We start from the raw sequence: 13,751 nt of genomic DNA, 5'->3' as shown, positions 1-13,751 counted from the left end.
GCTGTGCACGCACCTGACTGCCGCCTTCCAGCAAGGCGGTGCGAACCGAAGCCTGTCCCTCACCCGAAAGCTGGTTGAAGGCATGCACCGCCTGATCGGCATTCAGCATCAGCACCGCATTGTACAGGGCCAGGCTGGCCGAACCCGGTGTCTGGTCAAGCTGGTCCAGCGCACTGGCTGTGCGACGCTCATTCTCCGTTCCTGCAACCTTCGGGAAAACCGGGTGCGGGTCCGTCGGATCCTGCGGGTCGGTCTTCACCGCCAGAACCAGAGTGGCATCGGTGGCTGAATATTCGACTGTTGAGGTCAGGAATGCGCTGTCATTGGCCAGTTGCGGATTCAGGCTACCAGTTATCGATTCAGCTTCAAAAACTGTGTAGCGCTGACCATTCAGGTAGCTCGTGGTCGGATCAAGCGCGATGACCCTGAGCGCTGCACCGCCGAGCGTTGCATTACCCAGGACAACCACTTTGTCGGAGGAAAGATCGCTGCCGATTTCATATTGATAGATGGTGTCATTGGACAATGTCAGATCGCCATTGATTGTCAGTGTACCAATGGAATTGCCCGGCGACAGAATGCCGCCGGAAGCGAAAGTGACGGCCCCGACTGTACCACTTCCGCCGAGCACACCATTGTCAGAAACCGCAACCGCTCCACTCAGAATGGAATTCGCAAGCAGGCTTCCGCCAGACACCTCGATGCGACCATTAAAATTGAGGCTGTCACCGGTAAAACTGACTGCGCCATTGACGATCTGGACCAGACCTTCGCCGACCAGTTCGGTGGCGAATGCGAAAGGCTCTGAAGCGGTCAGAACATTGAAGACGATGGTACTGTTACCGCTGCCCATCTCAATAACGTCTACGTCGAACTTTGCGACGGCCGTCGGTCCCTGTTTTGCATCATTGCCAAGATACAGCCTTGCAACGCCGTCAACCTGTTGCGCCATGACGATTTTGGGTGCCGAAAAAAGACCGCCGAAGCTGACAGTCAGTGTGCCCTTGCCATCCGTTCCGATATAGGCGGTATCACTAACAGACAGTGATGCATCGCTGGCCACCAGAACATTTCCCAGACCCTGAATGCTGTCACTGACATCGGCCTCCAACCCTTCGGCAATGGTGAGAATTGAAGTTTGGACGGAAGCGCCCGTCAGGACATTCAAAGTTCCGAATGCGGCGTCCGGACCGGCCACCTGCAGTCTATCGCTGACCGTGAGACTTGAGCCTGTGCCCGTGACTTCCAGCTTGCTGTCTGCCGATTCCAGGGTTTCGCCGATGCTGACCAGTTGCGCCGAAACCGTGCCACCGTCCTGAATGCGCATTTCGCCCTGCTTGATCCTGCCGATAATCAGCTCTGTCAAAGTAGCATTTCCGGCGATTGTTGCCGTAGCCTCTCCGGTAAAGCCCACGGTCAAGCTGACGGATTCCAGGGTTGAACCGGCCTCCATCTCAAAACTGCCATTGTCGATAGTGGTGTCAGTTGCACTGACATTTGATCCCTCACCAATCAACACCTCTACACTCGGCGTGTGGTCTTGAATGTCCGGGTTGCTGAGAAATGATCCAACGGTCAGCGAGGCACCATTGATGACACTGAGAGACAGCTTGCCGCCAAAAGTGCGCAGTGCACTGCCGGAGTGGAACAGAGCGCGGGATCCATCAACAATCAGCGTATTGTGGGCAAGGAGTTCCGACTGGGATCCGATCTCGGTGTCGTCCGTCACTGTGAGATCGCCATTGATCGTCAGTGTCGAACTGCTGAGAATGTTCAAATAGGAATAGGTGTCCGCCAACGCAGATCCATAGACCACCACAGAGTTGGCACCGTCGATGAAAACACGACCATCCTCAACCGGAGCATAGGGTTCCCAGTTATCGATGTTGACCCAGTCATGATCAACAGCCCCCGTCCAGTGTGCGCCGCCGTTTGCAAAGGCCTGAGTGGCCGAAACCAGTGCTGCGAAACTGACTGTTCCGAGCGCAAGTTGACGCGAAAGCATACGAAGCGAAGGGCGCAAAATGGCAATCTCCAGTTTGAAATGAAACCGGAGCGTTACACAATTAATCTATATGATACAATATGTATTAATTAAGGCGAGTTTGTCAGCTCTCTGGGACCAGGATCACTGTTGAAAGTGGCGGAATTGTCAGACTGAGCGAAAATGGACGACCATTCGCACTCACTTCTTCCGCACGCCTGCCGCCTGAATTTCCAGCATTGCTACCGCCATACATATGCGCGTCCGTGTTCATCCGCTCGTTCCAGAACCCACCACGCGGCACGCCAACCTGGTAATTGTAATGAACATTTGGCGTAAAATTACAAACCACCAGCACCGGCCCGCCATTCTTGTCCTTACGGATGAACGACAGAATGCTGTTGTCCGTGTCGGTGGTGTCCACCCACTCAAATCCGGCAGGGTCGCAATCCAGCTCATACAACGCAGGAACCTGGCGATACAACGCGTTCAAATCCTTCACCAACTGCTGAACCCCGGCATGTTCATGATGTTGCAGCAGGTGCCAGTCCAGTGATTGATCGTGGTTCCATTCCGCAGACTGGCCAAACTCGCCACCCATGAACAGGAGCTTTTTGCCCGGATGCGCCCACATGAAGCCGAAATAGGCGCGGAGATTGGCAAATTTCTGCCAATGATCACCGGGCATTTTGTTCAGCAACGAGCCTTTGCCATACACCACCTCGTCATGGCTGAGCGGCAGAATAAAATTCTCCGAATAAGCATAGACCATGCCAAACGTCATCTGGTGCATGTGATAGCGCCGATGGATCGGATCTTTCTCCATGAAGTCCAGCGTGTCATGCATCCAGCCCATGTTCCATTTGAAATGAAACCCAAGACCACCGGCATAAGTGGGGCGCGACACGTCGGGAAACGCGGTGGATTCTTCCGCCTGGGTCGATGCAGCCGGGTAATATTCCCCCACCCGCTCGTTGGTTTCCTGCAAAAACGCAATTGCTTCCAGGTTTTCACGCCCCCCGTGAATGTTCGGCTCCCATTCTCCGTAATTTCGTGAGTAGTCCAGATACAGCATGGACGCCACGGCATCGACACGCAGTCCGTCTATATGGAAACGATCAAGCCAATAGAGCCCGTTGGCAACCAGGAAGTTTTTCACCTCCACACGCCCATAATTGTAGATCAGCGTGTTCCAATCCTTGTGGAAGCCCTTTCGCGGGTCGGCATGTTCGTAAAGCGCCGTACCATCAAACTGCCCAAGCCCGTGCACATCGCTTGGGAAGTGCCCCGGTACCCAGTCCAGAAGTACGCCGATACCAGCCGCGTGCAACGCATCGACCAATCGGGCGAAGCCCTCTGGGGAGCCGTATCGGGAGGTTGGGGCATAGAGACCGATTGGCTGATAGCCCCATGAGCCATAGAATGGATGTTCCGATACCGGCATGAATTCCACATGCGTGAAACCCATTTCCTGAACATAGGGCACCAGTTCCGCCGCCAGCCCGTCATAGTCCAGAATGGCGTTGCCATCTCCCCGCCGCCAGGAGCCGGGATGCACCTCATAAATGGACACCGGCTTGTCGCGCGCCTGCCAGTCGCGATCCTTTGCGCGGAACGCCTGATCCTGCCAGTCATGCTCGACAAGCCCGGAAACCACCGACGCGGTAGAAGGTGCCGTTTCCTGCAAAAAGCCCATAGGGTCGGCCTTCAGCGGCAGCATCTCGCCCTGTGGACCGATAATTTCGTATTTGTAGGTCTCACCGCGGCCAATGCCCGGAATAAAAATCTCAAACACGCCGGTTTCATGCCGTCGCCGCATGACATGGCGGCGGCCATCCCACGAATTGAAATTGCCAACCACAGAGACACGGCGGGCCGAAGGGGCCCAGACGGCAAAACTTGTGCCTTGCACCCCATCAATTTCACCGGGATGCGCACCCAGTTTTTCATACAGGCGGTAATGGCGGCCTTCGGCCATCAAATAGGCATCCAGATCGGAAAGAAGCGAGCCGAACCGATAAGGATCCTCTTCCTCCCAGGTTATCGGGCCATGTGCAAATCGGAATTGATAGACCTGCAGCGGCCCGGCGATCGCACCGGTGAAAAGCCCGGCTTCGCCCTGCGGCGAAAGCTCGGCCACCACCTCTCCCTCGCGGTCGATGACGCTGGCACGCTCTGCTCCCGGGCGGAACACCCGAAACACTGTGCCGCCTTGAGCCGCATGAGCACCGAGAATGGAAAATGGATTGTCGTGCTGACCGGCCGCCAGTGCATCGGCCTGCGCTTCATCCAGCCGATGCGAGATGCTCGAAGTTTTTTCGATCAAAATACTGCCTGCCTTTGCCATTCAGATGACCTGGCGCCTGGCCAGAAGCGAAACTATGCCGCGCAGAGGAATCGAAAGCCATGCGGGCCGTGAAGACAGTTCATAACGCAACTCGTAGAATGCTTTTTGCAGCAAAAACAGATCCAGCAACTGTTGATTTCCCGGTGCTTCTGCATCAATGCCGCTGGCGGTGCTCCAGGCGGTCAGAAATCCGGTGCTGACCTGATCGCGCCAGCCTTCGGCGATATCGCGAATGCGCGCAACAGTTGCCTCATCCGCCGGACCAGCCCTGTCACGTGCGGCAAAAGCGGCATAATCATAAGAGCGCAGCATTCCCGCAACGTCACGCAGTGGCGAGGTTTTTGCCCGCCGCTCTTCCAGTGACCGCCCTGGCTCGCCTTCAAAATCCAGTATGACAACATCATTGCGTGCCACCAGAATCTGCCCCAGATGGTAATCACCGTGAATTCTGGTGCGGGTGCCGGAAAGTTTGGCCGACCGGCAATTGGAAAACCAGTCGCCAATCCGGTTGCGCGCAGCCAGAAGGCGATCGACATCCTCACGGCATGCCTCGTCAACCTCAGCAAACTGCGCCAGTTGCGCCAGCGCCTGCTGCGCCTCAGCTTCAGCACCATCCACCGCGCCTTGCAGCCAGTTGCTGTCCAACGCTTCAGGGTCAAAGGCAGGGTCACCAGTTACCGTGGCCAGCGCCACATGCATTTCGCCCGTTCGCCGGCCAATTGTTTCACCGGGATCAAACTGCAGAACAAACATTGCATCGGCTTCATCGGCTTCTTCAGCCAGACTTTCGCCATAGGCATTGTCGCGCAGATGCCGCGCGAGGGCTTCTGTCACCCGCGCCCAGGCGTCTCCCTGATTTTCCACCCGCTCGAACAAAGCGGCGATGGCGGAACTCTCGCCATCCGGGCGTTGCAACTCGGCACTGGCCAGCAAAGCAGGTGCACCTGTGAACGCCGTTTTCTCAGTCAGAAAACGGGTGACCTCCAGCTCCGGCTGAATGCCATTGCGCAATTGCCGGTAAAGCTTCAACATAGCCCGATCGCCAATTGAAACTGACGAATTGGACTGCTCACCTGCCAGGGGCACAATATCTTCCGCTGGTACGGCGACGGCTTGTGCCAATTCTTCCTTCTTCACGGCAGACGCTTCAATGTGCAGGCTGAACTGCCCTTGTTTCAGGGTGGTTCCACCGGCCAGCAGACCGGTCATGTAGCGACAGAATTCCGCATCTCGCGCCGCATCCACCACTGCGCCCATTTGTGCACCCTGGCGGATTTTAGCCAGCGTATAGGGCAAGGTCGTAGCATCCTGCACCAGATGCTCCTCACCCCATTTGGCGGCAAGCGGCAGAAAATATTTCTGCTCGGCACCAGATCGGGTGGTGACCACGGCTTCACCCAAAATATGGGTGCGGCTATCGGGCTGCTGGGCGCCAATAATGTCGTAGCGCACTTTTGCCGGAGCATCATCTTTGCCGGCATACCATCTTTGCCGGCTGATAAACGCGGGTAGAACAGCTTCGATTTCCCGTCTGTTGCGGCCGGGAATCGTATCTTTCATATCGCCGGTGATGACCAGCGTGTTGAATTCCGGCGCAGAGGTGACATCGCCCTCGCTGTTGCGCATCGTTTCCGGCTCGCCCAGCGTAAACCAGTAAAAACCATAGGCTGGCAGCGACAGAACGTAAGGCGTATTGCCAATTTGCGGGAAGGTTGACAGGCCCAGCATTTCCACCGGCACCCGGCCCGCATGGGCGGACAGATCCAGCTCTACCGCCTGTGCCTGACTGGAAAGATTGGCAACGCACAGCACGCGATCGCCATTGAATTCCCGCAGATAGGCCAGAATTTTCCGGTTGCCGGGATAGAGGAACGTCATGTCGCCCCGGCCGAAGGCCTCTCGCGTGGCTCGCACCTGGATCAGGCGCCGCATCCACGCCAGCGGGCTGGCAGGGTTCGTTGATTGTGCCTCAACGTTGACCGCCTGAAAGCCGTAAAGAGGATCCTGGATGAGCGGCAGATACAGTCTTTGCGGATCTGCCCGGCTGAAACCGCCATTGCGATCCGCCGACCATTGCATCGGTGTGCGCACACCATCTCTGTCGCCAAGATAGTAATTGTCACCCATGCCGATTTCATCGCCGTAGTAGAGCACGGGCGTTCCAGGCATCGACATCAACAGCGCGTTGAGCAATTCCACCTTGCGGCGATCATTGCCCATCAGCGGTGCGAGACGCCGGCGAATGCCAAGATTGATCCGCGCCCGCTTGTCAGAGGCATAGGTGGACCAGAGGTAATCCCGCTCCTCGGCAGTGACCATTTCCAACGTCAGCTCGTCATGGTTGCGCAAGAATATGGCCCACTGGCAATTGTCCGGAATATCGGGAGTTTGCCGCAGAATATCCGTGATCGGATGGCGGTCTTCCTGCGCCACGGCCATGTACATGCGTGGCATCAGCGGAAAGTGAAACGCCATGTGGCATTCGTCGCCATCGCCAAAATATGGCCTTGTATCTTCCGGCCACTGGTTGGCTTCTGCCAGCAACATTCGGTCGGGGTAAATCCGGTCCAGCTCAGCGCGAATCTGCTTCAGCACGACATGCGTCTCAGGCAGATTTTCATTGTTGGTTCCCTCGCGCTCAACCAGGTAAGGGATCGCGTCCAGCCGCAAGCCGTCCACCCCCTTGTCCAGCCAGAAGCGCATGACAGAAAGCACCTCTTCAAGCACGCGCGGATTGTCAAAATTCAGATCGGGCTGATGGGAATAAAACCGGTGCCAGAAATATTGACCGGCCACGGAATCATAGGTCCAGTTGGACGTCTCCGTGTCCAGGAATATGATGCGAGTCAGATCATAACCCTCATCGTCATCTGCCCAGACGTAAAAGTCCCGTTCGGGGCTGCCTTTAGGAGCGTTGCGCGCTGCCTGAAACCACGGATGCTGATCGGATGTGTGGTTGATCACCAGCTCAGTAATGATCCGCAGGCCACGCTTGTGCGCCTCTTCCACCAGCAGTTCAAAATCTTCCATCGTTCCATAGCTGGGATTGATGGAGCGGTAATCGGCAATGTCATATCCGTCATCGCGCAGCGGCGAGGGATAGAAAGGCATAAGCCAGATGCAGGTGACACCCAGTTCCTTGATATAATCCAGCCGCGAGATCAGCCCCTGAAAGTCGCCGATACCATCCGCGTTCGAATCCGCAAAGGTTTTGACATGCAGCTGGTAGATAATGGCATCCTTGTACCAGTCACGTGCTTCACGATCTGGCGCAGCACTGTCCACTGCAGGAAAAACCGTTACATTTTCATTCATCTGCCATCATTCCCGTTACGTTTGCAAAACCGCAGGGAGAAGGATCAGTTCCCTGATTTTACGCAAATACATTCAGCACGACATAGGGGCATTCGTCAGGATTGATCCACCAATGCTGCTGCTTGCCCTGCAATTGCAGCTTCTGCCCCGTCACCAGATTTGTGGCGTTCAGCATTGCGTCATCTGCCAGACCGAATTCCCATAATGGCAACTCGTACTGCCCGCCCTGCGCCGCATGCGGGTCCAGCAGAACCATGAACAGCAGCATCGACGATTTGTCCGGGGCCATGCGCCCATAATAGAGAATATTGTCATTGCCGAAGTGATAGAATTTCAGGTTTGGGAAATCCCACGAGCTTTCATGCGTCTGCCGCAACTCATTGAAAAAGCGAATGTCCGGACGAATATTTCCGGCTTGGAACCAGTCAAATGCCCGTATCTCGTATTTTTCCGAGTTCAGATATTCCTCACGGCCCGGCACTGGCTCGTATTCACACAGTTCAAAACCAGAATAGATGCCGTAATTACCAGCCAGAGTTGCCGCTAAAGCAAGCCGAATGCGAAAGCCTGGCCTGCCGCTCGTCTGCAGGTAGAACGGATTGATATCGGGCGTGTTCACGAAAAAATTCGGCCGCATATAGTCAACGCATTCTTCCTGCGTCAGCTCCGTCAGATAGGCTTCCAGTTCCCATTTTTCATCGCGCCAGGTGAAGTAGGAATAAGACTGGTTAAAGCCCACCTTTGCCAGACGCTTCATCAGTTTGGGACGCGTAAAGGCCTCTGCCAGAAAAATCACGCCGGGATCGACCTGCCGCACCTCGGCAATCAACCATTCCCAAAAGGGGAAAGGCTTGGTGTGTGGATTGTCCACCCGGAAAATGCGCACACCCTTTTCCAACCAGAACAGCACGACATCACGCAGTTCAATCCACAGCGACGGCAAAGCGCCCTCGCGGTAGAAATCGACATTGACGATATCCTGGTACTTTTTTGGCGGGTTTTCCGCATATTTGATGGTGCCATCCGGCCGCCAGTCAAACCATTCCGGGTGCTGCCTGATCCACGGGTGATCCGGAGAGCACTGAATGGCAAAATCCAGGGCGACGTCCATGCCATGTTGACGCGCGGCCGCGATCAACCGGGCAAAATCATCAAAACTGCCAAGCTCCGGGTGGATTGCATCATGCCCACCCTCGTCCGAGCCGATGGCATAGGGTGAGCCGGGGTCATCCGCGGTGGCAGTCAGCGCATTGTTGCGCCCTTTGCGATGCGCCTTGCCGATCGGGTGGATGGGCGGCATGTACAAAACATCGAAGCCCATTTCCTGAACATCCGGCAGACGCGCAATCACATCATCAAACGTACCGTGCCGGTTGACATCGCCGCTTTGCGAGCGTGGCATCAATTCATACCAGGCGGAAAAAGCCGCACGCTTGCGATCCACCCACAGCGGCAACTCATGTGAAACGGTCAGCTCGTCGCGCGGGCCAGTTTCTTCCAGCAATGCCTGTGTGTTGAAGCTGTCCAGAACTGAAAATTGTTCTCCGGCATCGCCGCTTTTCAACAGCTTGCCATATTGTTTCAAAAGATCCTTCAACGCCCGCGCATCATCGCGCGTGCCGCGGCCGGACTTGAGTGCCCGATCCAGCAGGATGCGCGCTTCTTCAAGCTCCAGAGTGATATTCAGACCAGCCTGCTTCTTTTTGCGCGTATCGTGCAGCCATGTGCCAAACGCGTCTCGCCAGCCAATGATTGTGTAGTGCCACAGACCTTCGCTGTTGCAATCCAGCTCGGCTTCCCACCGGTCATTGGCAACAAAGCGCATGGGCACTTCCTGCCAGACCGAGCTGCCCGGCGGGCACACCAGCAGTGCGGCACCTATGACCTCGTGCCCGTCGCCGAATATATCGGCAGACACCATCAGCGGCTCACCGACGACTCGTTTGACGGCAAAGCGTCCGCCATCAACCTGTGGCGCAACCGCTTCTATAGCAATGCGATTGGCGGCGAGCGCCAATAGCTTTTCACGTGTGGCAGACGACAAGGATTTTTTCATCTTGCCAAAGGTAGCGCAGGTTTCCGCGCTATCCATAGTGAAATTTTCGCAAATGCGTAAAACCCGCAAAATGCCTTTATTGCTGGGACTGCCAACCTGCCGAAACGGCCGTTATTGGTGCTTCGTGACGTGGCGGCAAAGTGGCCGTTCCCTTTCGATCATATATTTTCCGACCCATGGCATAGGTGGCCACCACTGCCCTGTCATCCCCCATGATCAACAGCGCAAAAAGCTGATCGGCAAGGCTTTCCGCGCGCTCCATACGGTGGCGCATAGCCGGTGTCGCAGCCAGGTCCAGCACGACCAGATCGGCCTCATAACCGGGTGCAATGCGCCCGATGCGCTCGTCCAGCGCCATGGCATAGGCGTTTCCCGCGCTCATCCAGTAAAAGGCTTCAAACGCCGTCATTCTTTCGCCGCGCAGCGCCAGCACCTTATAGCCTTCAGCCGCCGTAACCAGCATGGAGTATGATGTGCCGCCGCCAATATCGGTGGCGATGCCGGTTATGACGCCGCTTGCCTGCAACCCCGCGCGATCGAAAAGGCCCGAGCCCAGAAACAGGTTGGACGTCGGGCAGAAAATGGCGCTTCCCTGCAATTGCGCCAGTGTCTCGCGCTCTCGCATAGTCAGGTGAATGCAATGGCCAAACAAAGCGCCGCGCCGAACCAGCCCATAACGTTCATAAACATCCAGATAATCACGGCTCCAGCCGAACAGATCTTTGACGAAATCAATCTCGGCCAGACTTTCCGACAGATGCGTCTGGATGGGCAGATCCGGATGTTCGCGCGCTAGTACGCCGGCAACCTCAAGCTGCGCTTCGGTTGATGTGGGTGCAAAGCGCGGCGTGATGGCATAGGTCAGCCGATCAAGGCCGTTGAACCGCTGAATCAGCGCCTTGGACTCATCATAAGCCCGTTGCGGCGTATCCAGAAGACCGGCCGGGGCATTGCGGTCCATCATGACCTTGCCCGCCACCATGCGCAGGCCCCGCTTCCCTGATTCTTCAAACAGGCTTTCGGCCGATTGCGGGTGCGACGTGCAGTAAGCAGCGGCTGTCGTTGTGCCATTGGCTGCAAGCTGGTCCAGAAGAAAGCCTGCCGCCGTGTCACACACTGTCTTGTCGGCATAGCGGCTTTCCTCCGGGAAAGTGTACCGGGACAGCCATTCCATAAGCTCGGTGCCATAAGATCCGATGACCTGCGTTTGCGGCATGTGCAGATGCGGATCCACAAAACCTGCCATGATCAGATGCGGGCGATGGTCTGTAACCCGCAAGCCTTGCGAAATGGCAGGCAGTAGCGTTGACGCTTCCCCCACCGCCACAACCAGACCGTCTTTCAGGTGGATCAGCCCGTCCTCAAAATATCGGATATTGGCGGCATCGACGGCCGGGTTGCCATCGAAACTCAGGACCCGGCCCCGCAGGATCTGCTCCTCGTTACCCAGCTCATTCTTCATGGTCGATAAATCCCGTCTCCCGAACGGATCCAGCGCGCAAGAGTGATGCGCTCTTCCGGCTCCAGCCCGGTTATATTGCCCGGAGGCATGGCATGGCTGCGCACTGCCTGCCGATCAATCAGCGAGGCATTGAGCAGAATGTCTTCCTGTGTTTCCAGATAAATCAGCCTTGGCGCATGGCCAATGCCGGGCCACAGTGGCTGGCGCGCATGGCACATCGAACAGCGTGACTGCACAATCATTTCTGCTTCCGAATAATATCGTGATGTTGCCAGCGCCAGTGCCGGATCACCCCGCAGCCGCGCATCCTCTGCCGCCACGGCTGCGCTGCCCGATTGCCAGCCCGGCGCGCCGGACAATGTGATGATGGCGGCAAACAGTGCACCCGCGACAGCCCAGCACCACCAGAGTTTACGATGCGTCTGATGCATGGTGTTGAAGAAATGCCGGATGACCGCACCAAGCAGCAGAACCAGCCCTGCAATGACCCAGTTGAACTCCGTTGCAAAGGCCAGCGGATAGTGGTTGGACAGCATCAGGAAAACGACCGGCAGGGTCAGGTAATTGTTGTGCAGTGAACGCTGTTTTGCAGCTTTGCCCAGAGCAGGATCTGGAATACGCCCTGCCTTGAGGTCAGCCACAACGATTTTCTGATTGGGAATGATCAGCAGTGCCACATTGGCCGACATGATGGTCGCGATCATTGCACCCGTATGCAACATGGCGCCGCGCCCGGAAAAGAGCTGCGAGAAAATGAAGCTGGCCGCAACGACATAGACGAACAAAAAGCCGAGCAGCACAGAGTCATTGTGCGCAAGCGGCGATTTGCAGATGGCATCATAAACCAGCCAGCCGAGCACCAGCCCGGAAATGCCGATCAGGGTTGCCCCCCACACGGGAAGATCTGCCCGTGAAGGATCAATCAGATACAGTTCGGCGCCGAGGTAATAAACCAGAAACAAAAGGGCAAAGCCGGACAGCCAGGTCGCATAGCTTTCCCATTTGAACCATGTCAGCTCTTCCGGCATATGCTCCGGCGCAACCATGTATTTTTGAATGTGGTAAAAGCCGCCACCGTGGACCTGCCAGGCCTCGCCGCCGACCCCCACGGGTGCGACTGTGCGTGGTTTGCGCAGCCCAAGATCCAGAGCAATGAAATAAAAGGATGAGCCTATCCAGGCCATTGCGGTGATGACGTGCAACCAGCGCACGGCAAAGGACAGCCATTCTGAAACATAGACCCACATCAGCCAAGCCTCGGGGCACCGCCCCCTTGTCGCGGACCCGGTGGATTTTCAGTTTTGCAGTCCGGGATCCGTTCAGGAGACGGCGCGCCCCGGCGCTTTGGCACCAGAGCGGGTAAAACCCGCTCCGGCAATCAGTCTGCCCTGGAGCGTTTCAGGTGATCATTCGACCACGTGCAACGCTCCAAGCCTTTGTTTTGTCATCGTGTCTTGCCGTTGAAACAAACTCGTTTCAACGAGAAATGCTCTAGTTGCGTACGCCTTCGACGTACCAGTCCATTTTCAGAAGATCAGCGTCCGGAACAACCGTACCAGCCGGAATTTTTTCTGCTCCGGACTGATCATTGATCGGGCCGGTGAACACATGGTAGCTGCCATCAACCGTGCCATCGACGATCTTCTGCGCAGCTTCCTTCACGTCTTCCGGCATTTTGGGGTTGAATGGTGCCATCACCACTTCACCCTCTTTCATGCCAAGCCAGACATTTCCGGTTTCCCAGGTGCCATCCATAACTGCCTGCACCCGCTGCACGTAATAGGGTCCCCACAGGTCAACAATGGCCGTCATATGTGCATTTGGTGCAAAGCTCTGCATGTCCCATGCCTGGCCAAAGGCAATGCCGCCACGCTTTTCGGCTTCCTGCAACGGCCCGGGTGAATCTGTGTGCTGGGTAATGACGTCTGCACCCTGATCAAACAGCGCGCTGGCTGCCTGAGATTCCTTTGCCGGATCGTACCAGGAATTGACCCACACAACCTGTGTTTCAAACTCCGGGTTCACCTTGCGCGCAGCCAGAGTGAAAGCGTTGATGCCCATCACAACTTCCGGAATCGGGAAGGATGCAACATAGCCGGCCTTGCCTGTCTTGGACATCATGGCGGCAATTGTGCCGAGCACGGCCCGGCCTTCATAGAATTTGGCGTTGTAGGCTGCCATGTTTTCAGCAGTCTGGTAGCCGGTTGCATGCTCGAACTTGACGTCCGGGAACTGCTTGGCAACCTTGAGTGTCGGGTTCATGAAGCCAAATGAGGTGGCAAAAATAATGTCGTTGCCATCCTGCGCGAGCTGGCGAATGACGCGCTCGGCATCCGGCCCTTCAGCAACATTTTCAACAAACGTCGTCTGGACCTTGTCGCCCAGCTTTTCTTCAAGGTATTTGCGGCCCTGATCATGGGCAAATGAATAACCAAAATCGCCCACCGGGCCGACATAGACAAATGCAGCGCGCACAGGATCTGAATCCTGTGCAAATGCCGGAACGGCAATGGTTAGCGACAATAATGCGGCTGCGCCCTGCATCAGGCGGCGGCGGCTGGTGGCGAACATGGCAGAAGCTCCTTTG

The 13,751-nt window shown here is 56.3% G+C and carries 7 protein-coding genes; all 7 read right to left on the bottom strand.

The window, feature by feature from the left end; genetic code table 11:
• Nucleotides 1-2,023: autotransporter outer membrane beta-barrel domain-containing protein (locus FPY71_RS17370; RefSeq protein WP_483964277.1), on the bottom strand; the 2,023-nt coding region annotated here is incomplete at its 3' end.
• Nucleotides 2,024-2,108: 85 nt separating this feature from the next.
• A complete protein-coding gene (gene glgB, locus FPY71_RS17365) occupies nt 2,109-4,307 on the bottom strand; it encodes a 1,4-alpha-glucan branching protein GlgB (protein ID WP_246160700.1) in 2,199 nt (732 codons plus the stop codon).
• A gap of 24 nt (nt 4,308-4,331) precedes the next feature.
• On the bottom strand, nt 4,332-7,646 hold the full coding sequence (gene treS / locus FPY71_RS17360) for a maltose alpha-D-glucosyltransferase (RefSeq protein WP_149301586.1): 3,315 nt from the start codon (nt 7,644-7,646) through the stop codon (nt 4,332-4,334).
• Between the two features lie 58 nt (nt 7,647-7,704).
• The gene (locus tag FPY71_RS17355) at nt 7,705-9,738 is read right to left on the bottom strand and encodes an alpha-1,4-glucan--maltose-1-phosphate maltosyltransferase (protein WP_246160690.1); all 2,034 of its coding nucleotides are present in this window, start codon (nt 9,736-9,738) and stop codon (nt 7,705-7,707) included.
• A 40-nt stretch (nt 9,739-9,778) separates the two neighbouring features.
• Entirely contained in the window at nt 9,779-11,164 is a 1,386-nt protein-coding gene (gene guaD, locus FPY71_RS17350; RefSeq protein ID WP_149301585.1) for a guanine deaminase, read from the bottom strand.
• Nucleotides 11,161-12,411, bottom strand: a complete 1,251-nt coding sequence (locus FPY71_RS17345; RefSeq protein ID WP_149301584.1) for a urate hydroxylase PuuD — start codon at nt 12,409-12,411, stop codon at nt 11,161-11,163. The genes guaD and FPY71_RS17345 overlap by 4 nt, the downstream gene beginning before the upstream one ends.
• A gap of 244 nt (nt 12,412-12,655) precedes the next feature.
• Nucleotides 12,656-13,735, bottom strand: coding sequence for a BMP family ABC transporter substrate-binding protein (locus tag FPY71_RS17340; protein WP_149301583.1), 1,080 nt, complete (start codon nt 13,733-13,735; stop codon nt 12,656-12,658).
• Nucleotides 13,736-13,751 lie beyond the last annotated feature (16 nt).

The organism is Aureimonas fodinaquatilis (assembly GCF_008369445.1).
GTDB classification, from domain to species: domain Bacteria; phylum Pseudomonadota; class Alphaproteobacteria; order Rhizobiales; family Rhizobiaceae; genus Aureimonas; species Aureimonas fodinaquatilis.
Note: the sequence above shows the minus strand (reverse complement) of the source record. Positions and strands in the feature narration are given on the sequence as shown.